Annotated in this window: 23 protein-coding genes; 12 read left to right on the forward strand and 11 right to left on the reverse strand. The window is 71.1% G+C overall.

Annotation, left to right across the window (positions count from 1 at the left end; all coding sequences use genetic code 11):
* Positions 1 to 32: 32 nt before the first annotated feature.
* Together ABD708_RS17285 and ABD708_RS17290 are read right to left on the reverse strand one after the other, a co-directional pair.
* Positions 33 to 419 carry a ChaB family protein gene (locus tag ABD708_RS17285; protein ID WP_344756798.1) on the reverse strand — a complete coding sequence of 129 codons (387 nt, stop codon included), beginning with the start codon at positions 417 to 419 and terminating at the stop codon, positions 33 to 35.
* Between the two features lie 28 nt (positions 420 to 447).
* Positions 448 to 1,452, reverse strand: coding sequence for a DNA topoisomerase IB (locus ABD708_RS17290; protein WP_344756800.1), 1,005 nt, complete (start codon positions 1,450 to 1,452; stop codon positions 448 to 450).
* A 117-nt stretch (positions 1,453 to 1,569) separates the two neighbouring features.
* Here ABD708_RS17290 and ABD708_RS17295 point away from each other — a divergent pair, with 117 nt between their 5' ends.
* Positions 1,570 to 1,998, forward strand: coding sequence for an iron chaperone (locus ABD708_RS17295; RefSeq protein WP_344756802.1), 429 nt, complete (start codon positions 1,570 to 1,572; stop codon positions 1,996 to 1,998).
* A gap of 4 nt (positions 1,999 to 2,002) precedes the next feature.
* Here the strand turns inward: ABD708_RS17295 and ABD708_RS17300 are convergent, their stop codons facing one another.
* Positions 2,003 to 2,467, reverse strand: a complete 465-nt coding sequence (locus ABD708_RS17300; RefSeq protein WP_344756804.1) for a hypothetical protein — start codon at positions 2,465 to 2,467, stop codon at positions 2,003 to 2,005.
* Between the two features lie 125 nt (positions 2,468 to 2,592).
* Between ABD708_RS17300 and ABD708_RS17305 the strand changes: the two genes are divergently transcribed.
* The 3 genes from ABD708_RS17305 to ABD708_RS17315 are packed head-to-tail and all read left to right on the forward strand — an operon-like array spanning position 2,593 to position 8,404.
* Positions 2,593 to 3,501, forward strand: a complete 909-nt coding sequence (locus tag ABD708_RS17305; protein WP_344756806.1) for a Rieske (2Fe-2S) protein — start codon at positions 2,593 to 2,595, stop codon at positions 3,499 to 3,501.
* Positions 3,502 to 3,545: 44 nt separating this feature from the next.
* Positions 3,546 to 5,384 carry a thiamine pyrophosphate-requiring protein gene (locus ABD708_RS17310; protein WP_344756808.1) on the forward strand — a complete coding sequence of 613 codons (1,839 nt, stop codon included), beginning with the start codon at positions 3,546 to 3,548 and terminating at the stop codon, positions 5,382 to 5,384.
* Positions 5,381 to 8,404, forward strand: coding sequence for an FAD-binding and (Fe-S)-binding domain-containing protein (locus ABD708_RS17315; protein WP_344756810.1), 3,024 nt, complete (start codon positions 5,381 to 5,383; stop codon positions 8,402 to 8,404). The genes ABD708_RS17310 and ABD708_RS17315 overlap by 4 nt, the downstream gene beginning before the upstream one ends.
* A 30-nt stretch (positions 8,405 to 8,434) precedes the next feature.
* Here ABD708_RS17315 and ABD708_RS17320 read toward each other — a convergent pair whose 3' ends face one another.
* Positions 8,435 to 8,740, reverse strand: a complete 306-nt coding sequence (locus ABD708_RS17320; protein WP_344756812.1) for a hypothetical protein — start codon at positions 8,738 to 8,740, stop codon at positions 8,435 to 8,437.
* A gap of 129 nt (positions 8,741 to 8,869) precedes the next feature.
* Positions 8,870 to 9,133, reverse strand: coding sequence for a helix-turn-helix domain-containing protein (locus ABD708_RS17325; RefSeq protein WP_344756814.1), 264 nt, complete (start codon positions 9,131 to 9,133; stop codon positions 8,870 to 8,872).
* Positions 9,134 to 9,179: 46 nt separating this feature from the next.
* Here ABD708_RS17325 and map point away from each other — a divergent pair, with 46 nt between their 5' ends.
* A complete protein-coding gene (map, locus tag ABD708_RS17330; protein ID WP_344756816.1) occupies positions 9,180 to 9,956 on the forward strand; it encodes a type I methionyl aminopeptidase in 777 nt (258 codons plus the stop codon).
* 32 nt (positions 9,957 to 9,988) lie between these two features.
* Here map and ABD708_RS17335 read toward each other — a convergent pair whose 3' ends face one another.
* Together ABD708_RS17335 and ABD708_RS17340 are read right to left on the reverse strand one after the other, a co-directional pair.
* Positions 9,989 to 10,681, reverse strand: coding sequence for a response regulator (locus ABD708_RS17335; protein ID WP_344756818.1), 693 nt, complete (start codon positions 10,679 to 10,681; stop codon positions 9,989 to 9,991).
* Complete coding sequence (locus ABD708_RS17340; RefSeq protein ID WP_344756820.1) at positions 10,678 to 12,066, reverse strand: sensor histidine kinase; 1,389 nt, start codon at positions 12,064 to 12,066, stop codon at positions 10,678 to 10,680. The genes ABD708_RS17335 and ABD708_RS17340 overlap by 4 nt, the downstream gene beginning before the upstream one ends.
* 100 nt (positions 12,067 to 12,166) lie before the next feature.
* Between ABD708_RS17340 and ABD708_RS17345 the strand changes: the two genes are divergently transcribed.
* Positions 12,167 to 12,850 (forward strand): DedA family protein, encoded by a 684-nt coding sequence (locus tag ABD708_RS17345; protein ID WP_344756822.1) that lies wholly within the window; start codon positions 12,167 to 12,169, stop codon positions 12,848 to 12,850.
* A gap of 241 nt (positions 12,851 to 13,091) precedes the next feature.
* Here the strand turns inward: ABD708_RS17345 and ABD708_RS17350 are convergent, their stop codons facing one another.
* Entirely contained in the window at positions 13,092 to 13,934 is an 843-nt protein-coding gene (locus tag ABD708_RS17350) for a T3SS effector HopA1 family protein (protein WP_344756824.1), read from the reverse strand.
* Positions 13,931 to 15,010, reverse strand: a complete 1,080-nt coding sequence (locus ABD708_RS17355) for a phosphotransferase family protein (protein ID WP_344756826.1) — start codon at positions 15,008 to 15,010, stop codon at positions 13,931 to 13,933. Before ABD708_RS17355 ends, ABD708_RS17350 begins: the two co-directional genes overlap by 4 nt.
* 142 nt (positions 15,011 to 15,152) lie before the next feature.
* On the opposite strand from ABD708_RS17355, the gene ABD708_RS17360 reads away from it, so the two are divergent.
* Entirely contained in the window at positions 15,153 to 18,068 is a 2,916-nt protein-coding gene (locus ABD708_RS17360; protein ID WP_344756828.1) for a helix-turn-helix transcriptional regulator, read from the forward strand.
* Positions 18,069 to 18,130: 62 nt separating this feature from the next.
* The gene (locus tag ABD708_RS17365) at positions 18,131 to 18,421 is read left to right on the forward strand and encodes a hypothetical protein (protein ID WP_344756830.1); all 291 of its coding nucleotides are present in this window, start codon (positions 18,131 to 18,133) and stop codon (positions 18,419 to 18,421) included.
* Positions 18,422 to 18,504: 83 nt separating this feature from the next.
* Here the strand turns inward: ABD708_RS17365 and ABD708_RS17370 are convergent, their stop codons facing one another.
* Positions 18,505 to 19,176, reverse strand: a complete 672-nt coding sequence (locus tag ABD708_RS17370) for a PadR family transcriptional regulator (RefSeq protein WP_344756832.1) — start codon at positions 19,174 to 19,176, stop codon at positions 18,505 to 18,507.
* 94 nt (positions 19,177 to 19,270) lie between these two features.
* On the opposite strand from ABD708_RS17370, the gene ABD708_RS17375 reads away from it, so the two are divergent.
* Entirely contained in the window at positions 19,271 to 20,095 is an 825-nt protein-coding gene (locus tag ABD708_RS17375) for an SDR family NAD(P)-dependent oxidoreductase (RefSeq protein ID WP_344756834.1), read from the forward strand.
* A gap of 162 nt (positions 20,096 to 20,257) precedes the next feature.
* Here the strand turns inward: ABD708_RS17375 and ABD708_RS17380 are convergent, their stop codons facing one another.
* Positions 20,258 to 20,887 (reverse strand): iron ABC transporter ATP-binding protein, encoded by a 630-nt coding sequence (locus ABD708_RS17380; RefSeq protein ID WP_344756836.1) that lies wholly within the window; start codon positions 20,885 to 20,887, stop codon positions 20,258 to 20,260.
* 127 nt (positions 20,888 to 21,014) lie between these two features.
* Between ABD708_RS17380 and argS the strand changes: the two genes are divergently transcribed.
* From argS to ABD708_RS17395, 3 genes are all read left to right on the forward strand, one after another.
* Entirely contained in the window at positions 21,015 to 22,682 is a 1,668-nt protein-coding gene (gene argS / locus ABD708_RS17385) for an arginine--tRNA ligase (protein WP_344756838.1), read from the forward strand.
* A gap of 8 nt (positions 22,683 to 22,690) precedes the next feature.
* Complete coding sequence (locus ABD708_RS17390; protein ID WP_344756840.1) at positions 22,691 to 23,437, forward strand: LmeA family phospholipid-binding protein; 747 nt, start codon at positions 22,691 to 22,693, stop codon at positions 23,435 to 23,437.
* Positions 23,438 to 24,060: 623 nt separating this feature from the next.
* Positions 24,061 to 24,675 (forward strand): DUF559 domain-containing protein, encoded by a 615-nt coding sequence (locus tag ABD708_RS17395; RefSeq protein WP_344756842.1) that lies wholly within the window; start codon positions 24,061 to 24,063, stop codon positions 24,673 to 24,675.
* Positions 24,676 to 24,749: the final 74 nt, after the last annotated feature.

Genomic DNA, 24,749 nt, shown 5'->3' on the forward strand with positions numbered 1-24,749 from the left:
CCGGCCAGGGCGGCCGGATATGGTTCCGCAGGCTACCCGCGCGCCTTGCGCGTCGCCGTGTCGTTCGCCCTCTGGATCGCCTTGACGAGCTCGGGCTTCGTCATCGTCGATCGGCCCCTGATGTCGAGCTTCTTCGCGACCTCCATCAGGTGCGACTTCGAGGCGTTGGCGTCGACGCCGCCGGCGGTCCCTGCGCCGCGGCGCTTCGCCCCGGCATCCGACGGGCCCTTGTGCCCCTTCTCGACCCAGTGGTCGCCCACCTTCTCGTACTCGTGCTTGAGCGCCGCATAGGCGGTCTGCTGCGCGCGGCGGCCGCGGCCGTATTCCTTGATCGCCGCGTCGTGCGCCTTCACCCAGATCGCCTGCGCGTGCTTGGGCGAGCGCTCCAGCGTGCTGGGCAGATCCTTCGCGCCTGGCATCCTGTCCTCCTTCTTTCTTCACTCGAGCTCATGCGAGCAGCGTGACCAGCGCCGCCTCCGGTGAGCGCCTCACATCGAGGAGTTCCCCGTTGCGGTATCTGTCGAACACGCGCGGGTCGATGTAGCTCGCGCGGGCGACGGCGGGCGTGTTGCCCAGGGCGGATGCCGCGAGCCGCACCGCCTCGCGCTCGGCAGTGTCCCGTGCTCGGCGCGTCTCGGCCACGCCGGCTCTGGCGAGGGCGTCCGCGGCGATGATCGTGCCGCGTAGCGTGCGGAAGTCCTTTGCGCTGGCATCGACGCCGGTGCGCAGGCGGATGTCCTCATTGACCTCGAGCGGGCGCAGCGTGTGCCAGCGGCGGTCGTGCGCGGCCCGCGCGTCGCGCCACGCGAGCAGCCGCGCCCCCGCGCGGCGGTGGGCGGTGAGCTCAGCGAGGTATTCCGCGAGCTCGGGGTCGCGGAAGGACGAGTCCCAGCCCTGCCCGCTCTTCGAGGGGAAGCGCAGCTCGATCTCGGCCCCGTCGACGGTGATGTCGCGGCAGAGCAGCGTCGTGAGGCCGCGGGTGCCGTATGCCCGGCGATAGCGCTCCTCGCCGATGCGCAGGGCCGCTCGGTCGATCATGCGGAACGCGGCGGCGAGCGTGCGCTCCCGCACGACGCCCGGCAGTCGCAGATCGCGGGTCACCGTGCGGCGGGCGCCGGGCAGCGCCGCGGCGAGCTCGAGCATGCGGTCGAACTTCGCAGCATCGCGCTTCCGGCGCCATTCCTCGTGGTACAGGTATTGCCGTCGCCCCGCGGCGTCGGTGCCGACGGCCTGGATGTGCCCGTTCGGGTACGGCGAGATCCACACGTCGAGCCACGCCGGCGGGATCACAAGCGCTTCGATGCGCGCGATCACCTCGGCGTCGTCGACCGGGCTGCCGGTCGCGTCGACATAGCGCGGGGTCCGACCGGGCAGACGCGAGAAGCCGGGGGCGGAGGGGTCGCTGCGACGGACACGCATGCTTCCCCGGTGCCCGGGGGACCACTCGGGCATGACCACGTCTCGGCGCACGTCTCCGCGCACGGGGCGAAGCGCGCAGGCGCGGCCGGATGCCCAACGCGAGCAGTTTCGAAGAAGCATCCGTCGTCGTCCGCGATCACAATGGCTCCCATGACCGACACCAAGAAGACCGGATTCACCGCGGAAGAGCGCGCCGCCATGCGTCAGCGCGCCAAGGAGCTCAAGGCGCAGGAATCCGCCGCGGAGGCCCTGCAGGCGGTGCTCGACAAGATCGCCTCGCTCGACGAGCCCGACAAGACGAACGCCGAGCGCATCCACGCGATCATCACCGAGGTCGCGCCGCAGCTCAAACCGCGCACCTTTTACGGCAGCCCGGCCTACGCGACCGCAGACGGCAAGGTCGTCTGCTTCTACCAGGAGCGCGCCAAGTTCAAGGTGCGCTACGGCAACTTCGCCTTCTTCGAGGCGGCGCAGCTCGACGACGGCACCATGTGGCCGACCGCGTTCGCGATCACCGAGATCTCGCCGGAGGACGAGAAGCGCATCGCTGAGATCGTGCGCAAGGCTGCCGGGTCCTGAGACCCTACGGAGTCGTCGGCGTCACGGTCACGTGGACCGACCCGAACGGGAACGGCGCGAAGTGCCAGCCGGGCTGCGCCCAGTAGTCCAGCGGAACCGCGAAGAACCAGACATAGCCGACGATGATCGCGGCGACCGTGAGGGCGGCGACGACGATCATCGCGATGGTCAGGATGCGGACAGCGGATGCCTCGTCCGCGGCTCGCCGCAGCACGAGCACGATCGCCCCGAGCGCGATGACGGCGAGCACTGCGTACATCGCGAAGCTCGGCCGCAACTGGGCGTCGACCGTCGCGGAGGGGTTCGCCGGGTCGCCCGCGCCGCCGCCGTGGCTTCCGACCAGCACGGTGCCGTAGGCGAGCATGCTCAGCCCGGTCACGACGATGAGCCACAGCGTCCGCCGCAGCATCCGGGCACCCGGGAGGGGCATTCGCGTTCGGGCGGCGGCCTTTTCGAGCGTGGCGGTCATCGGGCTCCGATCTCTTGCGCTCACTGTGGCAGACCAGAGTGTCGTGAGGGAAGACCCCCTACGGCGGTCACGCGACGGGTGTCAAGCGCTGGCGCGAGCCGGCAGACGCGCCTACCGTCTCGCACATGGCTGAGCTCACGACGAAGACCGTGACGGATGCCGGGCGCGCGGTCGGCCGGCTGATCAAGACCATCGAGGGCGAGGCGCGGCTCGACCCGCTCGCTCAGAAGCTCGCGGGCCTCATCCAGAAGCTCGTGCCCGAGGGGCCGGTGCGCGATCTGCTGCACGGGGTGCCGCTCGGGCACCCGGCGCACCCGTTCCTCGTACAAGTCCCGCTCGGCGCCTGGACCTCGGCGAACGTGCTCGACCTGCTGCCTGGCGGGTGGATCCCGGCGACGGCGCTCATCGGCGTCGGCACGGCGGCCGCCCTGCCGGCCGCCGCGGCGGGGGCCGTCGACTTCGCCGCGGCGCATCCCGAGCAGCAGCGCGTCGGACTGGTGCACTGGGCGTCGGTGGCGACGGCCGGAACGCTCTATGGAGCATCCTTCATCGCCCGGATCACGGGGAACAGGAAGGCGGGGAAGCGCCTCGCCCTCGCGGGCCTCGTCGCGGCATCCGTCGGCGGCTATCTCGGCGGCCATCTCGCCTACCGCCAGGCGATGGGCGCCAACCACGCCGAGCACGTGCCGCACCTCACACCGACGGGCTGGCACGATCTCGGGCTGCTCACGGAGCTGCCCGAGCATCAGCTGCGGCAGCGGATGGTCGGCACGACTCCTGTGCTGCTCTACCGCGACGGCGAGCGCGTCCTGGCGCTCGCGGACACGTGCTCGCACCTCTCGGCGCCGCTGCACGAGGGCGAGCTCGCTGACGACGCCGAGCTCGGGCCGTGCGTCACGTGCCCGTGGCACGGCAGCGTCTTCGCGCTCGAGGACGGCGCCGTCGTGCACGGCCCGGCGACCGCGCCGCAGCCGCGGTTCGAGGCTCGCGTCACGGGCGGTCGCGTCGAGGTCATGCTTCCGGGCGCGGGCTGAGCGCGCTGTGTGCGCTGCCGGCCGCGGGTGGGTACGCATCACTCATGGCCAAGACCGTGAGTGATTTCGTCATCGACCGTCTCAAGGAATGGGGCGTGCGCCGCATCTTCGGCTACCCGGGCGACGGCATCGGCGCCTTCGACGGGGCGCTCGGCGAGCTCGACGTCGAGGGCGACGGCATCGAGTACATCCGACCCACTCATGAGGAGATCGCCGCCTTCATGGCGACGGCGCACGCGAAGTTCACGGGCGAGGTCGGCGTGTGCGTCGCGACGTCGAGTCCCGGCGCGTTCCATCTGATCAACGGGCTCTACGACGCCCAGATGGACAACGTGCCCGTCGTCGCGATCGTCGGCCAGCAGGGTCTCGACGCGCTCGGCACCTTCACCCAGCAGGAGAGCAAGCTCGAGCAGGTGTTCGCCGACGTCGCCTGCTACGTCGAGACGATCGTGTCGCCGCAGCAGGCGCAGGCCGTCGTCGACACCGCCTTCCGCACCGCGCAGGCGAGGCTCGCGCCCGCCGTCATCGTGCTGCCGCACGACGTGCAGGCCCTGGATGCCGCGGAGCCGGCCGCCGCCCACTGGGTCTCCCGCTCGAGCTCGGCGCCCGCTTCGACGCGGATCGTTCCTGCTCCCGAGGCGCTCGAGGCTGCGGCATCCGTCATCGATGCGGGTTCTAAGGTCACCCTGCTCGTCGGCGCGGGGGCGCGCGGCGCCACCGAGCAGGTCCTCGAACTCGCCCGCAAGACGGGCGCGGGCATCGTGACGGCGCTGCGTGGCAAGGATGTCGTGCCGTCCGAGGTGCCGTTCCACACCCAGCAGCTGGGCCTGCTCGGCACGCTGCCGAGCCTCCATCAGATGAAGGAGTGCGACACGCTCGTGCTGCTCGGCACGAACTATCCGTACGGCGAGTTCCTGCCCGAGACGGGCCAGTGCCGCGCGGTGCAGGTCGATCTCAAGCCCGAGCAGCTCGGTGTGCGCTACCCGACCGAGGTGAACCTCTGGGGCGACGTGGGCGCGACCCTCGACGCGCTGCTGCCGCTCGTCGCGCAGAAGTCCGACCTCGGCTGGCAGCAGGGCATCGCCGAGGAGTTCCAGGGCTGGGAGCGCGAGATGCGCGCCGAGGCGATGGTCGGCTTCCCCGACGGCGTCAACCCTCGACGCGTCTACTTCGAGCTCAACGAGCGGCTTCCCGAGAACGCGATCGTCACCGCCGATGCCGGCACCACGGCCGACTGGTACGCGCATCACGTGCGCCTGCGCCGCGGCATGCGCGGCGACCTCTCGGGCCGGCTCGCGAGCATGCTCGCCGCGATGCCCTACGCGGTGGCGGCGAAGTTCGCCTACCCCGACCGGCCTGTCGTCTGCACGATCGGCGACGGCGCCTTCCAGATGCTCGGCATGAACGAGCTGATCACGGTGAAGAAATACCTGGGGCGCTGGCCGAACAAGCAGCTCATCATCGCCGTGATGCACAACGACGACCTCTCACAGGTGTCCTGGGAGCAGCGCACGCAGGACGCCGACCCCGTGTGGCGCGGCTCGCAGGACGTCGAATCAATGGACTACGCGGGTTACGCCGAGCTGCTCGGCTTCCGCGGCATCCGCGTGCGGCACGACGATGAGGCGGCGGATGCCTGGGAGCAGGCGCTGCGCCACGACGGCGTCACCCTGATCGACGCCTACGTGACGCGCAACGCCCCGCCGCTGCCGCCGAAGATCACGAAGGAGTTCCGCAACAACACGCTGAAGGCGCTCGCGAAGCGCGACCCGCTGCGCGTCGGCGCGGTCGTCGACTCGGCAGAGGCGCTCGGGGCGGAGGCGTTGCAGCGGGCGAAGAACGCCCTGCACCTCGGCAGCGACGAGCCGGGCCAGCGGGAATGATCACCTCGGCCGGCGTCGATGTGCGCGGGCTCGCCGCCGCGCTCGAAGACGAGATCGACGGCGAGGCGCGGTTCGACGACGGCACCCGCGCGGCCTACGCGACGGACGCGTCGAACTACCGCCAGGTGCCGATCGCCGTCGTCGTGCCGCACTCGGTCGAAGCGGGGGCGCGGGCGCTCGAGGTCTGCCGCCGCTTCGGAGCGCCGGTGCTGTCGCGAGGCGGCGGCACGAGCCTCGCGGGGGAGTGCTGCAACGAGGCCGTGGTCATCGACTGGTCGAAGCACTGCGACGCGCTGATCTCCCTCGACGTCGAGGCGCGCACGTGCGTCGTCGAGCCCGGCGTCCCGCTCGACACGCTCAACGCGCTGCTCGCGCCGCACGGCCTGCAGTTCGGGCCGAAGCCGGCGACGCACTCGCACTGCACCCTCGGCGGCATGATCGGCAACGACTCGTGCGGCTCGAGCGCGCAGGCGTACGGAAAGACCAGCGACAACGTGCGACGGCTCGAGATCGTCACCTATGACGGCGTGCGCTGCTGGGTGGGACCGACGACGGATGCCGAGTACGCGGCGATCGTCGCGGAGGGCGGCCGCCGCGCCGAGCTGTACCAGGCGATGCGCCGCATCGCCGACGACTACGGCGAGGAGATCAGGGCGCGCTTCCCCGACATCCCGCGCCTGGTCTCCGGCTATCACCTCGAGGCGCTGCTGCCCGAGAACGGCTTCGACGTGGCGAGAGCTCTCACGGGGTCGGAGGCGACGCTGGTCACGGTGCTGCACGCGGAGCTGCAGCTGGTTCCGGTGCCGGCGGCGAAGAGCTACGTCGTCTTCGGGTTCCCGACCATCGAAGAGGCGGCGGATGCCGCACCCGCGGTGGCCCAGCACGAGCCGCTCTCCATCGAGGGGCTCGACAGCATTCTCATCGGCAACGAGCGCGCCAAGCGCGAGAACACGGCCGCCCTGCACCTGATGCCGGCCGGCGATGCGTGGCTCGTCGTCGAGATGCCGGGGGAAGACGCCGAGGATGCCGACGAGCGTGCGCGCCGCATGATCGACGATGTCGTCGGGCGCGACCCCGCGCCGACGGTGAGGGTGTTCGATGACGCCACGCAGCAGCGTGAGATCCTCGACGTGCGCGAAGGCGCGCTCGGCGCGACCGCCTGGGTTCCCGGCCAGCACGACACCTGGCCGGGGTGGGAGGATGCCGCCGTTCCGCCGCAGTGCCTCGGCGACTACTTGCGCGACTTCCACGAGCTGCTGGACGAGTTCGGCTACGAACCTGCTTCGCGCTACGGCCATTTCGGGCACGGCTGCGTGCACTGCCGCATCCCGTTCGATCTGCAGACGGAGCAGGGCATCGCCCACTACGCGCGCTTCATCGAGCGGGCTGCGCACCTTGTCGCCTCCTACGGCGGCTCGTTGTCGGGCGAGCACGGCGACGGGCAGGCGCGCGGCGCGCTGCTGCCCGTCATGTTCGGCGACCGCATCGCGCGCGCCTTCGCCGAGCTCAAGGCCGCCTTCGACCCCGGCGACCTCATGAACCCCGGCAAGGTGGTCGTCGCGGCAGGCGGCCGCTTCGACGCGCCCCTCGAGCCCACGGACGATCTGCGGCTCGGGGCGGACTACCGCCCGAAGGTCGACGTCGCGCTGCACTTCTCCTACCCCGACGACCAAGGCCGCTTCGACCGCGCGGCGCTGCGCTGCGTCGGCATCGGCAACTGCCGCGGCCATGAGGGCGGCGTCATGTGCCCCTCCTACCGCGCGACGGGCGAAGAGGAGCACTCGACCCGAGGCCGCGCGCGGCTGCTCTTCGAGATGGTGAACGGCGAGGCGAAGGGCGGCCCGATCCAGGACGGCTGGCGGTCGACCGAGGTGCGTGACGCCCTCGACCTCTGCCTGTCCTGCAAGGGCTGCACGTCCGACTGCCCCGTCGACGTCGACATGGCCACCTACAAGGCCGAGTTCCTCTCGCACCATTACGAGGGCAGGATCCGACCGGCGGCGCATTACACGATGGGCTGGTTGCCGCTGTGGGCGCGGCTCACCCATGCTGCGCCGGGGCTGACCGGAATCGTCAACCGGCTGGGTCGATCGCGAGGTGCGCGGCTCGCCAAGCGCCTCGGCGGAGTGCAGCCCGAGCGGCCGCTGCCCCAGTTCCAGCCGGAGCGCTTCACGGACTGGTTCGCGCGGCATCCGTCGCCCGTCGCCGCGCCGCACGGCGACGTGCTGCTCTGGCCGGACACCTTCACCGACAACTTCCACCCGCACATCGCGCAGGCTGCCGTCGCTGTGCTCGAGAGCGCGGGGTACCGCGTCGTCGTGCCGCACGAGGCGCTCTGCTGCGGGCTCACGCTCGTGTCGACGGGGCAGTTGTCGAGTGCGAAACGGATGCTGGTGCGCACTGCCCGCGCGCTCGCGCCCTCCCTCGTGTCGGGCACCCCGCTGGTCGCCCTCGAGCCGTCGTGCCTCGCCGTGTTCCGCTCGGACGGCCCCGAGCTGCTGCCCGCCGACCCCGATGTGGCGCTGCTCCGTGACCGCTCGTGCACGCTCGCCGAGCTGCTGCTCGACACCCCGGACTGGGAGCCGCCGCGCGTGGACCGCCCGGCCGTGGTGCAGCCCCACTGCCACCAGCACGCGGTGCTCGGCTTCGCCGCGGACCAGACGCTGATGGAGAAGGCCGGCATCGACGCAGAGACGGTCGAGGGCTGCTGCGGCCTCGCGGGCAACTTCGGCTTCGAGGACGGGCACCTGGACGTGTCGATCTCGGTCGCGGAGCACGACCTGCTTCCCGCCGTGCGGCAGGCCTCAGCCGATGCGCTGGTGCTGGCCGACGGCTTCAGCTGCCGCACCCAGCTCGAGCACCTGGGCGAAGGCCGTACCGGGCTGCATCTCGCAGAGGTGCTCGCCGCCGCGCTCGAGGGGCGCGCGCCCGAGCCGCCGACGTCTCCAGGACGACATGCCCGAGTGCCGCGCAGCGTCGTCGAGCACGCGCTCGCGAGCTACCCGCCGCGCACGCCGTGAGGGTGTGTCGCGGCTGACGCGCCGCCGGCCTTATGCCGCCCAGCGGGGCCGGACGCCGGCGAGCATCGCCTGCACGTCCGCCGCACGCGGACGGAGCAGCTCGATCGCCCCCTCGAGCGTGTCGGCCGTGCGGTCGGCGAACGGGCGGCTGAGTGACTGCACGCGGTAGCGGCCGTCGGTCAGCGTGACGAACCCGAGCAGGCCGAACGGGCTGCCGCCGGGAAGGCTGACGCGCCAGTCGTCGTCGGTCACGGCCACCACTTCGACCTCGGCGAGCTCGGGCGCCTCGTGAACGGATCGTGACAGGCGGTGCAGTGTTGCGGTGACCAGGCTCATGAGATTCCCCCTCGGCTAGTGACTCTCCCGAGATGAGCGTGACGGAGCGGGGCCCTGGAAGACAGGGCTTGACAGCGAACCCGTCCGAATGCGAAGCCCCGCCTGTGCGCGGAAAGACCCGCGCAGCTCTCACGCCGAAACGGCCGGCGCAGTCTCGTCGATCGAGGCCCAGACCGCGTCGAGCGACAGCCCCAGCACCCCTGCGACGACCGCGACCGTCGCGAACGACGGCGTCGCCACCCGGCCGGTCTCGATCTTGCGCAGCGTCTCGGGCGAGATCCCCGCGGCGAGAGCCACCTCGATCATCGACCGTTCCCCACGCGCGTCCCGCAGCAGCGACCCGAGCCGCCGCCCGCGCTCGACCTCGGTGGGGGACAGGGGCAGGCGAACCATGACCCGATACTAATACCGGGATAGTAATCCGGGATAGTATTACCGCATGATCGAGATCCTCAGCCCGACCGAGCTTCAGCGCGCCGAGGCCAGCGGCAGCTTCGTCGCCCACGTGCTGCGCACACTGCGCGCCGAGGCGAAGACCGGCACCAACCTGCTCGAGATCGACGACCACGCCCGAAGGCTGATCGCCGAAGCCGGGGCCGTCTCGTGCTACGTCGACTACGCCCCGTCCTTCGGCCGCGGGCCGTTCGGCCATTACATCTGCACGTCAGTCAACGACGCGGTGCTGCACGGCCTCCCGCATGACTACGCGCTGCAGGACGGCGACCTGCTGACGCTCGATTTCGCGGCATCCGTCGAGGGCATCGTCGCCGACGCCGCGGTCAGCTTCATCGTCGGTGAACCGGCGAGCGCAGGCACAAGCGCAGAAGACGCCCGCATGATCGCGGCCACCGAGCGGGCTCTGGAAGCAGGCATCCACGCCGCGCAGCCGGGCGCGAAGGTCGGCGACATCTCGGCGGCCATCGGCGCGGTCCTGGGCGCCGCGGGCTACCCGATCAACACCGAGTTCGGCGGCCACGGAGTCGGCTCGACCATGCATCAGGACCCGCACATCTCCAACACCGGCCGCCCCGGCCGCGGCTTCCGCCTGCGCCCCGGACTGCTGCTCGCGATCGAGCCGTGGGTCATGGCCGACACCGCCGAGCTCGTCACCGACGCCGACGGCTGGACTCTGCGCAGCGCCACCGGTGCCCGCACCGCTCACAGCGAGCACACGATCGCGATCACGGATGCCGGGCCGAAGGTGCTGACGGCCTGAGACGGTTTCGAGACAGCCGCGAAGCGGCTTCCTCAACCATCGGAGCCGGGCCGCACGAGTCCTCTCTCATACGCGAGGATCACCGCCTGCGCACGGTCGCGCAGCCCGAGCTTCATGAAGATGCGCGAGACGTGGGTCTTCACCGTCTGCTCCGCGAGGAACAGACGGCCCGCGATCTCGCTGTTCGACAGCCCCTGCGCGACCAGCACGAGGATCTCGTTCTCCCGCTGCGTCAGCTCCTCGATCGCCGGCGACGAGGGAGATGGGGCAGAAGAAGAGGGAGAAACGGATGCCTGCCCCGCTCCCGCCCGCGCGAACTGCTCGATCACGAGCCGGGTGAGCCGGGGCGACAACAGGCCCTCGCCGGCGGCGACGACCCGCACCGCATCGACGAGTTCGGCGGGCAGGGCGTCCTTGAGCAGGAATCCGCTCGCCCCGGCCTGCAGCGCCTGGAAGACGTAGTCGTCGATGTCGAAGGTGGTGAGCATCAGCACCCGCGTCGGAATGCCGGCCGCGGCGATCGCCGCCGTCGCGTCGATGCCGTTCATGACGGGCATCCGCACGTCCATCAGCACCACGTCGGGAACGAGCGAAAGCGCCAGCTGCACCGCCTCGGCGCCGTCGGCCGCCTGCCCCACGACCTCGAGGTCGTGTTGTGCGGCGAGCAGCGCGGCGAAGCCGGCGCGCACCATCGCCTGGTCGTCGGCGATCACGAGCCGGGTCATGACGCACCCCCGGCGTGGGCGGGCAGCACGGCGGAGACCTGCCAGCCGCCGGCATCCAGAGCCCCGTACTCGACCGAGCCGCCGACCGCTCCCGCTCGCTCGCGCATGCCGCGCAGCCCGAAGCCGGCGCCCGCGAGCTGCCCCGTCTCGCGGTGCGGCGAGCCGGGCACGGGGATCCGTGCAGGTCCGTTCACGACCGTCAACTCGAGCATGCGCGAGTCGCGCGTGATCGTCACCGTGACGGTCGCGCCGGGCGCGTGCCTCAGGGCGTTGCTCAGCGCCTCCTGCACGATGCGGTACGCCGACAGGCCCACCACGTCGTCGACCGGACGCTCGAGCGCGTCGCCCGTCTGCGAGAGGATCTCGGCCCCCGCCTGCCGCGCCTGCTCGATCAGCGCCGGCAGCTGCGCGAGGCCGGGCTGCGGCTCGAGCACCGCCGTCGGCTGAGTAGAAGAAGGAGAGGAGGACGAGACGGATGCGTGTGCCGCCCCCGCCGCGTCACCCGGCTCCTCAGCGCGCAGCACCCCGAGCAGCCGTCGCATCTCGGCGAGCGTCGTGCGCGTCTGCGCGGCGATCTGCTCGAACTCGGTGACGACCTCGGGCGGCAGCCCGGGGTGCCGGTAGGGGGCGCTCGTGGCCTGCACGTTGAGGATCGACATGCCGTGGGCGACCACGTCGTGCAGCTCCCGGGCGATGCGCGTGCGCTCGTCGGCGAGCTGGCGGCGGGTGCGCTCGCTCTCGCTGGTCTCGCGCTCCTCCGCGAGCTGCACGCGGGTGCGCAGCAGCAGGCGCAGCACGATGGCGGCGGCGATCGTGAACAGCGCGATGTTCGCGAACACGACGATGTCGGTGAAGCTGTCCGCCGGCGGACGGTGCCGCCACAGCAGCAGCGCCGCGATCACGGATGCCGCACTGCTGCCCGCCCACGCCACGAGCGACCACCACCAGGTGTCCTTCCAGGCGACGACGGCGAGCGTGAGCGACTGCGTGATGAGCGGCGCGACGGCCCATGGCCACGGGGCCGTCAGCGAGCCGCCCGTCGAGATGAGCATGAGGATGAATGCGGCGATGACCGCGAGACCGGATGCCTCCCGCGGGCGCCACACCGCGAGCGGCAGCGCTCCGACGTGCGCCGCGACGATGACGAAGACCACCTCGACGGGCACGCCGTAGAGCGAGACGGAGAGGGGGACCTGCACCGCGTACAGGGCGGCGGCCACGGTGCCCAGCACGACCCAGAACAGCGCGCGGCGGCCGCGTGCGGACCGCGGCAGGCGTAGCCGGCGTCGAACCGGCCGCGGGGCAGGCGCGACCGGCACCGCAGGCGCGGGCTCAGCCACCGGCGCTGCGGGCGCAGCCGCCTTCGCGCGGCGCAGTCGTGGCATGGCATCCCCTTTCACAGCTACGGTCCCACATCGTCTCGCCGCCGCCCGCGCACGGCGCGAAAAGCGATACCGCAGTAGGGGGTCAAGAGGCGACCACAGGGTGACGACCGGGGCCTGCGGCATCCGTACCTTCGATGACATGGACACGATCGGGCACCTCATCACCCTCGCCGCCGCCTCACCCTGGGCTCTCGCGCTGGTCGCGCTGTTCCTCGTCATCGACGGCTTCTTCCCGTTCGTGCCGGGCGAGACGCTCGTGGTCGCGACGGCCGCCGCGGCGGCCGCGTCGGGCGGAAGCGTCTGGCTCGTGCTCGCCGTGGCCGTGCCCGCCGCGCTCGCCGGGGACCTGATCGCCTACCACCTCGGCCGCCGGCTCGGCGTCGAGCGCTGGATCACCCCGAAGCGCCCGCGCCTCGCCCGCGCCTTCCGATTCGCGCAGCGCCGGCTCGAGGCGAGCCCCGCCTCGATCCTCATGACGGCGAAGTTCCTGCCGTTCGTGCGGGTCGCGGTCTCGATGACAGCGGGAGCGGGGCGGATGCCGCTGCGCCGCTACTTCCCCCTGGCGGTCGCCTCGGTGACCTTCTACACCGCCTTCCACGTCGCGCTCGCCGCCGTGGTCGGGTCGACCGCGTTCGCGCTGCTGGGCAACCCGCTCATCGCGATGGGCGTCGCGATCGCCTTCGGCATCGTCGCCGGCATCCTGCTCGACCTCGTCGTGAAGGCGGTGCGCGCCCGATTTCGCCGCCCGGCCGCCCCGGCTGCCGTCACCCCCGTCGCCGCCTGACCTGGGCTGATGTCCCCCTCGGGCGGTGCGAGATGCACGCTCGCGGCAGCTCGAACGTGCATCTCGCACCGCTGGACCGCCCATGGCATGGGCCAGCCCCCTGCGAACTGGGATCGCAGGGGGCTGGCGCCGTGTCGGCCGCGAGCGGCCATCGGGTGGCGTCGACAGGGTTGAGGGAGAAGGGGTGGGTGTGATGTCGACGCTCCCGGGTCTGAGACGAGGGCGGGCTAGCGAGGGGTTCTCACGCGGCCTCCCCGTCGAGCACGAGCTCGGCCTGGCCGGGCCCCAGGTGCGGCCGTGCGGGGTCGATGCCGGCGTGCAGGAACGCGTCGATGATCGCTCCGAGGCGCACGTGCGGGTCGGCCCGCCCCGCAACAGAGAGCCCGTGGGCGATGAGCGCGCAGCGGTGGTAGCCGAAGCTCGCGCCGTCGCCCGGGTCGTCGGCGACCGCGATGCCGGGCGCCACCTCGCGAGTGAACGCCGGCACCGAGGCGCCGAACGACTCCTCGTCCCACATGGCCGTCGCCGACCTGACGAGCGCGGTCGCGTCGGCACGCGTCGTATAGAACACGGCCGCATCGGGCCGGCCGAAGTTCGCCGGGTTGTCGAGCAGCTTCGCCGCGAAGGCGACGCCTGCCGATTCGAGTCCGGCGGCGACCCCGGCGAACACGCGCGGCGCGGAATCCGGATTCACATGCAGGTAGCAGCGCAGCGTCGGCGGCACGGGCTCGCCCACCTGCTTCGAGCCGTGCACCGTGAGATAGCCGAGCAGCCGGGTGCGCAGGCGGTGGCGGCCGCCGAACTCGGCGTGCAGCCGCTCGACGAACACGTCGTCGGGGTCGCCGATCGGGTTGAGGGTGCCGCGGTCGGTGCGCGGCGGCCAGGCGTCGGCATCCGTGTGGCGGTGGAAGTAGGCCGCGTACAGGCGGCGGGTGAGCATATCGAGCTCGTAGGGCGAGGTGCCCGTCGTGGGCGCTTCGACCTCGCGGGCGATGCGGCGCAGCAGGGGGTACCAGCGCATGTTCGTGCGTCGGGGCGCACCGGGGGTCACGGGTGTCACGGGGGAGAGGTCCAAGGTCATCATGAGAGCAGTTCCAGCGCCGCATCGGGTCGCAGCGCGAGTTGTTCGGCGGCCTGCAGGCAGGCCAGGGAGTGCGGGGGCAGGGCAGGTGCGTCGGCGGCGACGCCGGCGACTTTCGACAGCAGGCTGAACGCGGCGAACCGGGCCCACTGCCTGCGGTCTTCGGGGGTCTGGGGGAGTACGGATTCGTACCCGGCGATGCCTGCGCGGATCTCCGCGAGCACATCGGTGAAGGCGATGGCCGAGCCGGCGATCCACTCGTCGAGGGTCGTGCCGTCGTGGAAGTCGAGTCCCTGCAGCCAGCTGGCGAGGAACTCGCCGACCAGGCATCCGAAATCCCAGCGGGGGTCGCCGTAGCCGGCGGACTCCCAGTCGACGAAGACGACGGGCTCGCGGGCATCCGTGCTCTCCGTGCACTGCAGGTTGTCGTCGGTGACATCGCCGTGGATCACGCACGACGGCGTCCAGTGCGCGACCGCCGTCTCGAGGCCGCGCAGCAGCCCGGCGTGGCGCACGAGCGCGAGCATCTCGACCCAGCCGTCCGAGCAGGCGGTGGCGGGGCCCGGCGAGACGACGGTGAGCGCGGTGAGCAGGCGCTCGGGCAGGCGCACGCGACTCACCTCGGTCTCGCCGCTGCCCGGCAGATCGACGGATGCCTCACCCGAGGTCGCGCGGTGCAGCATGGCCAGCCGGCGCCCGACCTCGTAAGCCCAGGTCTCGCTCGTGCCGCCGGCCTCGGCGCGGCGCTCGGCGAGCGGCGCGTAGCCGATCAGGTCCTCGGTGACGAGGATCTCGTCGTCGTCGGCGCAGAGCGTCAGGAACTCGGCGGGGATGCGGATGCGCCGCCCCGCGAGCACCTCGGTCAGTCGACGCTCATAGGCGAAGCTCGCGGCGAGCGTCTCGGCGGTCGAGCGCGACCGGCGCTTCACGAACAGCGACCGCCCGTCGGCGAGGCGCACGCGGTAGCAGAGGCTGCGGCGGTGCAGCGGCTCGACGGCGCTGACGGCGGTGCCGGCGAAGAATCCGCGGGCCTCGAGTCGGGCGACGGTGTCGATCGCGAACGGGTCGGAAATGAGCATGAGGCGACTCTGCCCGTGCTGCCCCGGTCGCCGAATCCGTGGAAGTACGTATTCGGCGCGCACCGCACTACGTATTCTGTGTTGCCCGCTGTGTCGGCCAACGCTGTCGGGGCGGTCGCAACGCGGTTACCCTGAGCACAGCATGGTCCGCCCCGCCCCCCGGATGATCGGCCGCGAACCCGAGTACGCGCGGCTTCTTGCCTACCTCGATGCGAGCGAGGTCGGCGTACCCACCGCTGTCCTCATCACGGCGGACGCCGGCACCGGCAAGACCCGCCTCGTCGACGAGGTGGCGCGCACGGCCGCCGAGCGCGGGCACACGGTCGTGCGCGGCAACTGCACGCCGTCGAGCGCGACGCGCCTGCCGTTCGGGCCGATCGCCGACCTGATGCGCGATCTGCGCGAGCAGCATCCTGAGCTGCGCGACGCCGTCACCGACGAGGTGTGGGCGGGTCTCGCGCCGATCGTCGCGGGCTGGAACGGTGATGGGGGAGCGGTGGATGCCGGGGCCGCGGTCGCCGCCGACCCCGCGCTGTCCCACGCCCGACTCTTCGCCGCCGTCATCGTGACGCTGTCGGCCGTCGCCGCGCAGCAGCCGCTGGTGGTCGTCATCGAGGACCTGCACTGGGCCGACGCCGCGAGCCTCGACCTGCTCGGCTTCGTGGCGCGCAAGCTCGCCGACCAGAACCTGCTGCTGCTCGCGACCAGCCGGCCGCCGCGCCCGAGCGACGAGCTGGCGGACTTCGTCTTCGAGTTCACCCGGCTCGGCGTCGCACAGACGATCGAGCTCGAACCGCTGCCGGACGTGGCGATCGCCGAGATCATCGCCGAGACCGAGCCGGGGCTCGAGCCGCCGGTCGTGGCCGCGCTGACCGCGCGTGCTGCCGGCAGCCCGTTCTTCGCGGCGCGCCTCGCGCGGCACGGCGTCCGGCCCGGGCTGCCGAGCGATCTCGAGCAGCTGCTGCGCTTCGAGCTGCGCGGCATCTCGCCCGAGGCGCGCCGGGTTGCGACCCTCGTCGCCGCGGTCGGCGGCCGGGCGCGGTTCGACGACCTCGACGTGCTGCCCGGGGCCGGCGCGGTGGTCGACGAGCTGATCGACCGCGACATCCTGACCGACGCGGGGGACGAGCTGCGGCTGCGGCACGCCCTCTACGGCGAGGTGCTGAGCAGCTCGGCCACGCCGCAGCAGCGCCGCGCGGTGCACGCGGCGGCCGCCGAGATGCTGTCGGCCCGCGGGCCCGTCGACGGCGAGCATGCGCTGGAGCTCGGCCGGCACCTGCACGCGGCCGGCCGCGTCGACGAGGCGCGCGGGCAGCTGCTGCGCGGCGCGCGGCACGCGCTCGAGGCACGGTCGTTCGCACTGGCGCGGGATGCCTACGCCGAGCTGCTCGCGCTGCCGGCGGTGTCTGGCGCGGGCACCGCCGATGAGCCAGAGCGGGCCGCGCTGCTGCTCGAGGCCGTGCCCGCCTACCACTGGTCGGGTGATGTCACGGCAGCCCTCGCGCTGCTCGACGAGGCGGCCCGCGCCGACGGGGCCGACGAGGCCCAGATCGCCTACGAGCGCGGGCGGCTGCTCTCGGCGGAGGGGCATGTCGCCGAGTCTGCGTCGAGCTTCCGCGCCGTGCTCGCGCTGCTCGACCCTGCCGACCCGGCGCAGCTCGGGCTGCGGGCGCGCACGCTCGCGGCGCTCGCGCGCGACCTGATGAACCAGGGCGACATGGCCGAGAGCGTGCGCACCGCGGGGCAGGCGATGGCGGATGCCGCTGCCGCGGGCGAGCGGCACGCGCTGGTCGACGCGCGGGTGACGCGCGCCGTCGTGAGCACCTTGGTTCCCGAGCCCGTCGCCGACGCGAGCGGCTACGCCGAGGCGGAGCTGCGCGAGTGCGCGCGCCTCGCTCTCGCGGATGACGACCTCGAGGCGGCGATGCGCGCCTATGGGAACCTCACCTACGTGCTCGGAGTCGCGGAGCGCGAGGCCGAGGTGATCGCCGTCGCCCGCGAGACGTTCGAGAAATGCGCCAGATACGGGCCGGTCCTCTCGATCGCGTCGAGTGTGACGTCGAACTATGTCTCGGCGTTGGTGGCGCTGGGGGAATGGGACGAGGCCTTGTCAGTCGCGCGGGCCGCGCTGGCGGAGCATGTCTCACCCAGCATGGGCATCTACCTCCACGACGAGATCATCGAAGTCCAGACCTTGCGGGGCGAATGGGCAGATGCGGCCGAGCACATCGAACTTGCCCGCCGCCAGTTCGGTGACGGCATTTACGCCATGCAGCTCGTCTTCAACGAAGCTGTGTTCGCCCTCTGGCAAGAACGTCCGGGTGAGGCCATCAACTTGATCGGCGGCATCCTCGACGAACTGCGGGAGCAGGAGGATCCCGAGATGGTTCTCCAGGCTGTGGAGGTGGGTCTCCAGGCGCACGCGGATGCGTTCGAGGAGCGATTTCCTCGCGCGCGCAACACTCAGGCGGATAGTGTCGCTGCGTCGCTCATCGGGCTGGCACGCGGGGTGGCGGAGGCGGACGAGCTGTCTCCACTCGCGGTGATGATGCTGCACCGCAGCGAGGCCGAGTTCGCACGGCTGTATGAACGCGATACCGCGAAGCAGTGGCGTGCGATCGCCGAGGCGGCGCTGGCTTCTGGCCACCTCTTCGAAGAGGCGTATGCGCGGTACCGAGCGGGAGTGCGCGCCCTTTCCGTACGAGCATCGGGCGAGGCATCCGATCTCCTAGCGCGGGCCCATGAGATTGCCGCTCAGTTGCGCGCGCGGCCACTCAGCGACAGAGTCCTCGGCATCGTGCACGCGGGTGGGGTGAAGCTCGGCGCGACGCCGCGGAAGCTCGAGCGCCGCGAGTTCATCGGTGGCCTCAGTGAGCGTGAGATGCAGGTGCTCGAGCTGATCGCCCAGGGGCTGTCGAACCGCGATATCGCCGCACGGCTCTTCATCAGCGAGCGCACCGTCGGCGTGCATGTCAGCCGCATTCTCGGGAAGCTCGGCGTGCGCAACCGCACCGAGGCGGCCCGCGCGGTCGGATCCGTGGATTCTGGCGTCACGTAGGGCCGTTTGTCCCTCATTATGGAGGGTCGACGGGGTAGAGGGCGCAGAGTAGAGAGATTCTCATGAGCACCCCTACCTCCATCACTCAACTCGTCACCGCCCTCGCAGGGGCGCTGCCGACGCGTTACAAGCCCTGCGTTCCTGTCCCGAACCCCGGCACCTACATCCACATCAGCGAGGCCTATGTGCCGCCGGCCACTCCGCCGGCCGCAGGCCAGCCGACGCAGAGCCTGTGCGGCGATGCGTCGACGGTCCTCGGCGCGGTCGTGGTGCCGAACTTCGCGATCTGCACCACCTGCTGGGAGGCCTTCGTCGCGCGCAAGCAAGCTGCGACGGCAACGGCCGGTGTGTGACCGCCCTGGGCCGTCACGAATGCTCGCTCCGCCCGGCCGATCGCGTGCGTTCGTGACGGCCGGGGCGGGGCGAGGTTGTGCGCTCAGCTCTCGGCGAGGATCTCGTAGAGAGACTTGCGCAGCTCGTCGATCTTGCCGGCGGCCTGCGAGCGCTGCTCGTCGCTGGCGACGAAGCGCAGCTGGTGGATCGCGCCCATCAGCTTGCCGATGGCGGTGAACAGCTCGGCGTCGGCTCCGCTGCGTGACGGCGCGGCCTGCCAGGCGGCGGCCAGCTCGTCGGCGTGCTCGTCGACGTAGGCCTTGCCGGCATCCGTCAGCGTGTACTCGGTCTTGCGGCCCTCGCCCGACGGGGCGATGAGGTCCTCGTCGACGAGCTGCTGCAGCGTCGGGTAGACCGAGCCGGGGCTCGGCACCCAGAGGCCGTCGGTCTTGTCGCCGATCGCCTTGATGAGCGCGTAGCCGCTGGCGGGCGCCTCGGCGAGCAGAGAGAGCAGGGCGGCGCGGATGTCCCCGCGGGAGGCGCGGCGACGGCCGCGGCCGCCCCGGGCGAAGTCCGCAGGGTCGAAGCTCGGCCCGAAACCGCCGAAGCCGCCGCGCATGCCGCGGCCGCCGAAGGGGCCGCCGCCGAAGCGCGGGTCATCGTGATGGTGGTGGGCGCCCTCGAAGTCGGGGCGGCCGTGGAAGCCGCGCGCCTCCCGGCCGTGGAAGTCGTGATGTCCGGTGTTGTCGTGATGAGACATGTTGTCGTATCGCATCGGTCGACCTTTCTATAAACAGGTCTTTGACCTTCAAAGACACGTTAACGATATATCGTTAGTATGAAATGTCAAGTGCGGTTATCGTGAGGCAATGCCCCTGAACCGAGCGATCGGAACCCGCGCCCTGATCACGGGGGCCTCGAGCGGCATCGGCGCCGAGTTCGCGCGCCAGCTCGCGGCCGACGGCCTCGACCTCGTGCTGGTCGCCCGCAATGCCGCCCGGCTCGAGGACTTCGCCGCAGAGCTGCGCGCCGCCCACGACGTCGAGGTCGAGGTGCTTCCCGCGGACCTGCTGACGAAGGCGGGCGTCAAGGCGGCGGAGGCGCGCGTTGCGGCATCCGTCGGCCGCATCGATGTGCTCGTCAACAATGCGGGCTTCGGTCTCGCCCGCGACTTCGACCAGAACCCGGTCGACGACGAGCTCGAGCTGCTGTCGATGCTCGTCGAGGTGCCGCTGCGCCTCACGCACGCGGCGCTCGGGCACATGCTGCCGGCCGGCGCCGGCACGATCATCAACATCGCCTCGGTCGCGGGTTTCACTCCGCGCGGCACGTACAGCGCCGCGAAGGCGTGGCTGCTCACCTTCAGCCGGTGGGCGAACGTGGCGTACAAGCGGCGCGGCGTTCGGGTCACGGCGATCGCGCCCGGTTTCGTGCGCACCGAATTCCATCAGAGGCTGGCGACGGATGCCCACACCGCGGCTCTTCCCGGTGCAGAGGCGCGCCCCGCGGTGCTCGAGAACGCGGTGCCGGACTTCCTGTGGCTCTCAGCGCCCGACGTCGTGCACGCCGCCCTGATCGACACCATGCGTGGGCGCGCGGTCTCGATCCCGAGTCTGCGCTACAAGCTGATCGTGGCGCTCGCGCGCCTCACCCCCGACGCGCTGGCCGAGCGCGTCGCACGCGTGGGCCGCTAATGCGGTTGCGCTGCTCGGATCCGCCCTCGCGAGCGTAGCTCGCTCGGCGCCGGCCGCGCGGTGACCCACTGGGTCACCGCCGCTAAGCGGCCGGCGCTGCTCGGATCCGAGGCGCGCATTGCGGATCGCAGCAGCGCAACCACGCCATGCTCCGTGGGGGAGCTACTTCAGGTTCCCCATCACGTCGCTGGCGATCTGATAGCTGTCGCCAGGTTCGAGGAAGGTCTTCGAGTCGACGACGACCCAGTAGCCGTTGTCCGTGAAGATCTGCAGCGTGCCGACCCCGTCGGCGACGGTGAAGTAGCTGACGGTCCCTGCCGGCGCGCCGTCGATCGGCACCTGCTGCGCGCCGCTCGACGCGACCGCGCCGCTGAACTGGTCGACATTCTCGGCAGACGGGTGCGCGACGGCGACCTCGATGGTGTCGCCGCTGGTCTGGTTCACCCATCCGAAGCTCACGCCGCTCAGCTGCACGAGCTTCGCGGCGGCGCTGCCGTCGGCGAGCTTGTAGTTCGGATCCGGCGAGAAATTCGGGTTGAAGTCATAGACCTGCTGCGCCGTCCAGATCTGGCCTTGCTGCAGGGTGACGGGCGTCGGGGTCGGGGTAGGCGTCGGGGTCGGCGACGCGGCGCTCGTGTCGGTGTCGGTGGGCGCTGCGCTCGAGCTGCTTCCCGGCTTCGACGTGTCCTTCGTGGTGCTTGACGCGGGCGCGCAGCCGGCGAGCAGCGTTGCCGTCACGGCAGCGGCGGCGAGGGCGGTCGTGAGACGGAGGGCGGGACGAGCGGAGGGCATTGGGCGGGCGCTTTCGTTCGAGGCATCCGTGCCGTGCAAGGGGTAGTGGCACGCGTTGGCCGCGAGCCTATCAAGCGGCCCGGCCTTCTCAGGACCCGCGAAATGCGCTCCCATAGAATCGTTATTTGTGACTCCCGCCGAGCTTTCCGCTGCCCTGTTCGCCCTCGTCGCGCCCATCGTCGCGCGACGCCGGGGCGAGAACGACGGGCCGGAGTTCGCCGAGTCCGACGTGACGCTCGAGCGGCCGAAGAACCGCGAGCACGGCGACTGGGCCACCAACGTCGCGCTCAAGCTGGCGAAGCCACTCGGCACGAATCCGCGCGAGCTCGCGACCGAGATCGCCGAAGCCGCGTCGTCGTTGCCCGGGGTCGCATCCGCCGAGATCGCCGGCCCGGGCTTCATCAACTTCCGTCTGGACGCGGCGGCCGCGGGCCAGCTGGCGAAGACCATCGTGGAGGCGGGGGATGCCTACGGCCACGGCCACCTCTACGACGGCATCACCATCAACCTCGAGTTCGTGAGCGCGAACCCCACGGGGCCGATCCACATGGGCGGGGTGCGCTGGGCGGCCGTCGGCGACAGCCTGGCGCGCATCCTGCAGGCCGAAGGCGGGCTCGTGACCCGCGAGTACTACTTCAACGACCACGGCTCGCAGATCGACCGCTTCGCGCGCAGCCTGCTCGCCAGCTATCTCGGCGAGCCGACGCCGGAGGACGGCTACGGCGGCGCCTACATCGCGGACATCGCGAAGCAGGTCGTCAGCGATTACGACGGCGACCTCGCCGCGCTGTCGCGCGATGAGCAGCAGGAGGTCTTCCGCTCGATCGGCGTGAACCTCATGTTCGAGGAGATCAAGCAGAAGCTGCACTCGTTCGGCGTCGACTTCGACGTGTTCTTCCACGAGGACTCGCTGCACACCTCGGGCGCCGTCGACAAGGCGATCGAGCAGCTGCGCGCGCAGGGGCATGTGTTCGAGCAGGACGGCGCGACCTGGCTGCGCACGACCGAGTTCGGCGACGACCGCGACCGGGTCATCATCCGCTCGAACGGCGAGCCCGCCTATATGTCGGGCGACATCGGCTACTACCAGAACAAGCGCGAGCGCGGCTTCGAGCAGAACATCATCATGCTCGGCGCCGACCACCACGGCTATGTGGGCCGCATGATGGCGATGGCGGCCGCGTTCGGCGACCAGCCGGGCGTGAACCTGCAGATCCTCATCGGGCAGATGGTCAACCTGCTCAAGGACGGCCAGCCGGTGCGAATGAGCAAGCGCGCGGGCAACATCGTCACGCTCGACGACCTGGTCGACGCCGTCGGGGTGGATGCCGGCCGCTATTCGCTCGTGCGGTCGTCGAGCGACACCCCGCTCGACCTCGACCTCGACCTGCTCGCCAAGCGCAGCAACGACAATCCGGTGTACTACGTGCAGTACGCGCACGCGCGCACGCAGTCCGTCGCGCGCAACGCGGCTGCGGCGGGCGTGGATCGCAGTGAGTTCGCGCCCGAGCTGCTGACGCACGAGACCGAGTCGGCGCTGCTCGGCGCGCTGCAGGAGTTCCCGCGCGTCGTCGCCCAGGCGGCGGAGCTGCGCCAGCCGCACCGCGTCGCCCGCTACGTCGAGGAGATCGCCGGGCTGTACCACCGCTGGTACGACAGCTGCCGCGTCATCCCGCTGGGTGAAGCGCCCGTCGAGCCGATCCACCGCACGCGCCTGTGGCTGAACGACGCGACCGGCCAGGTCATCCGCAACGGCCTCGGGCTGCTCGGCGTCTCTGCTCCGGAGAAGATGTAGCGATCGGCATGCGTCGTCTCGCGTGGCTTGTCGTCGTCCTCCTCGCAGTGGTGGCGGTGGCCTTCGGCGCCGACGCCACGCTGAGGGCATATGCCGAAAGGCGCATGGAAGCCGAGATCGCGAACTCGCTTCCCGCGGGGGTGACGGCGCCGGGCCTCGAGGTGCATGTGCGCGGCTTCTCGTTCTTGGCGCAGTATGCGGCCGGGCGCTTCGACCAGGTGCAGGTGGATGCCCCCGCCATCACGACCGCCCGGGGCTCCGTCTCGGCGACGGTCGAGGCGAACGACGTGCGCATCGACCGCTCCTTCCGTACCGCACCCGTGCTGGGCTCGGCGCGCGGCACGCTGCACGTCTCGCAGGCCGCGGTGAACAGCCTCGTGTCGCTGCCCGACCCGACGGCATCGATCGCGCTGAGCGCCAAGACGGTCACCTATATGGCGACGGCACAGGTGCTCGGATTGCCGCTCAGCTACTCGGCGGCGGTGCGCCCCGTCGCCGACGGCGCGATGATCCGCCTCTACCCGGAATCCGTCAACGTCACGTCAGGTCCAGTGCACTTCGACGTGAAATCCCTGCTCGGCGGCATCTTCGACGGCAAGCCGGTCAACGTCTGCATCGCGCCGTACCTGCCCGCCGGACTCGACGTCGGCGACATCACGATTGAGCGCAGCAAGGCGGCGATCGGCTTCCAGGCGACCGACTTCTCCCTCGACCCGAAGACCTTCCAGACGCACGGCGCCTGCCCCGCGGACTAGCCGTCGGCTTCCTGCCCCCTCGCCGCTCCGCCCGTGGGCCGCGCCCGCCTCGCCGAGACGCGCGAGCCTCGCCGAGACGCGCCGCGTGGGCCGCACCCGCCTCGCCGAGACGCGGACGCCTCGCCGAGACGCGCGAAAACGGGCTTCTGATCGCGCAGAGCCCCGTTTTTGCGCGTCTCGGTGAGAACGCCGCCCACGGCCGATCCCTGCGCAAAGGCCGCGTGTTGCGCCGCTCTTCCCCAGCACAGGCGCGACAGCGAGCCCGTTGTCCAAGAAAGCGGGCCCGCTCGAGACGCCGCCACCCGCCGCCTCGCCAGACTTCCGGCATGCGCCACCCAGCAGCACTGCCCGATCACCTCTCTGGCACCCCGTTCACCGTGGCCGCGGCCGATGCGGCAGGGCTTACCCGAGATCGCCTCAGAGCATCCGATCTCGCGAATCCCTTTCATGGTGTGCGCCTTCCCCATGCGCTCTGGATAGATGTTGACGACGACAGGCGGTTCGAACTCCTCTGCGATGCGTATCAGACACGGATGCCGCGCGGCTGGTTCTTCAGCGGGCCGACAGCGGCGCGCATAGCGGGGGTCCCACTACCCACGAGGCTTGAGCAGCCCGTCGTACACGTGACGGCACCCGGGCGTTACACCCCGCGCGGCTCGAACGTGATCGGGCACACCGCGAAGGGCGCCGAGACGTCATGGATCAACGGCCGCCGCGTGCGCTTTCTCGCCGAGGTGTGGTGCGAGTTGGCATCCGTTCTGGAAGTGGATGAACTCATTCAGGCAGGTGATCGGATGCTGTCAGACAAGCCCTTCCTGCTCGCCGCGCCGCGTCATCTCGAGCGCGCGCTCGCGGCATACGGTTCCGGCCGTGGGGTCCGCAAGCTGCGCGAGGCGCTTCCTCAGCTCAGGGAGAACGTATGGTCGCCGCGCGAGACCTGGGTGCGTCTGGTGATCCTGCGCGCCGGGCTGCCGGAGCCCGAGCGCAACCTGCGCATCTACGGGTCGGACGGGAAGCTCATCGCGATCGGCGACCTCGTCTACCGGCGCTTCAAGGTGGTCATCGAATATGAGGGTGAGCGCTGGCACAAGGACCGCTGGTCGGGCATCGACGTCGATCGCTACAACAAGCTCGTGCTCGCGGGGTGGACCGTGATCAGGGTGCGCAAGCACCACACGGCCGCCGATGTCGAGCGCATGACCCGCGAAGCGCTCACGCTGCGCGGCTGGCGCGGCTGAGCTCGGCATCGGAGGCTCCGCCGAGACGCGCGAAAACGGGCTTCTGATCGCGCAGAGCCCCGTTTTTGCGCGTC

This window comes from Gryllotalpicola koreensis (genome assembly GCF_039538185.1).
Lineage (GTDB): Bacteria > Actinomycetota > Actinomycetes > Actinomycetales > Microbacteriaceae > Gryllotalpicola > Gryllotalpicola koreensis.

Bases quoted from the DNA above. Each gene is read 5' to 3' on its own strand.
- ABD708_RS17290 (WP_344756800.1), bottom strand. From the start codon at position 1,452: ATGCCCGAGTGGTCCCCCGGGCACCGGGGAAGCATGCGTGTCCGTCGC.
- ABD708_RS17300 (WP_344756804.1), bottom strand. From the start codon at position 2,467: ATGACCGCCACGCTCGAAAAGGCCGCCGCCCGAACGCGAATGCCCCTC.
- ABD708_RS17375 (WP_344756834.1), top strand. From the start codon at position 19,271: ATGCCCCTGAACCGAGCGATCGGAACCCGCGCCCTGATCACGGGGGCC.
- ABD708_RS17380 (WP_344756836.1), bottom strand. From the start codon at position 20,887: ATGCCCTCCGCTCGTCCCGCCCTCCGTCTCACGACCGCCCTCGCCGCC.
- ABD708_RS17390 (WP_344756840.1), top strand. From the start codon at position 22,691: ATGCGTCGTCTCGCGTGGCTTGTCGTCGTCCTCCTCGCAGTGGTGGCG.
- ABD708_RS17335 (WP_344756818.1), bottom strand. From the start codon at position 10,681: ATGACCCGGCTCGTGATCGCCGACGACCAGGCGATGGTGCGCGCCGGC.
- ABD708_RS17355 (WP_344756826.1), bottom strand. From the start codon at position 15,010: ATGCTCATTTCCGACCCGTTCGCGATCGACACCGTCGCCCGACTCGAG.
- ABD708_RS17340 (WP_344756820.1), bottom strand. From the start codon at position 12,066: ATGCCACGACTGCGCCGCGCGAAGGCGGCTGCGCCCGCAGCGCCGGTG.
- ABD708_RS17320 (WP_344756812.1), bottom strand. From the start codon at position 8,740: ATGAGCCTGGTCACCGCAACACTGCACCGCCTGTCACGATCCGTTCAC.
- ABD708_RS17365 (WP_344756830.1), top strand. From the start codon at position 18,131: ATGAGCACCCCTACCTCCATCACTCAACTCGTCACCGCCCTCGCAGGG.
- map (WP_344756816.1), top strand. From the start codon at position 9,180: ATGATCGAGATCCTCAGCCCGACCGAGCTTCAGCGCGCCGAGGCCAGC.
- ABD708_RS17370 (WP_344756832.1), bottom strand. From the start codon at position 19,176: ATGCGATACGACAACATGTCTCATCACGACAACACCGGACATCACGAC.
- ABD708_RS17325 (WP_344756814.1), bottom strand. From the start codon at position 9,133: ATGGTTCGCCTGCCCCTGTCCCCCACCGAGGTCGAGCGCGGGCGGCGG.
- ABD708_RS17350 (WP_344756824.1), bottom strand. From the start codon at position 13,934: ATGATGACCTTGGACCTCTCCCCCGTGACACCCGTGACCCCCGGTGCG.
- ABD708_RS17315 (WP_344756810.1), top strand. From the start codon at position 5,381: ATGATCACCTCGGCCGGCGTCGATGTGCGCGGGCTCGCCGCCGCGCTC.
- ABD708_RS17310 (WP_344756808.1), top strand. From the start codon at position 3,546: ATGGCCAAGACCGTGAGTGATTTCGTCATCGACCGTCTCAAGGAATGG.
- ABD708_RS17360 (WP_344756828.1), top strand. From the start codon at position 15,153: ATGGTCCGCCCCGCCCCCCGGATGATCGGCCGCGAACCCGAGTACGCG.
- ABD708_RS17295 (WP_344756802.1), top strand. From the start codon at position 1,570: ATGACCGACACCAAGAAGACCGGATTCACCGCGGAAGAGCGCGCCGCC.
- ABD708_RS17305 (WP_344756806.1), top strand. From the start codon at position 2,593: ATGGCTGAGCTCACGACGAAGACCGTGACGGATGCCGGGCGCGCGGTC.
- ABD708_RS17285 (WP_344756798.1), bottom strand. From the start codon at position 419: ATGCCAGGCGCGAAGGATCTGCCCAGCACGCTGGAGCGCTCGCCCAAG.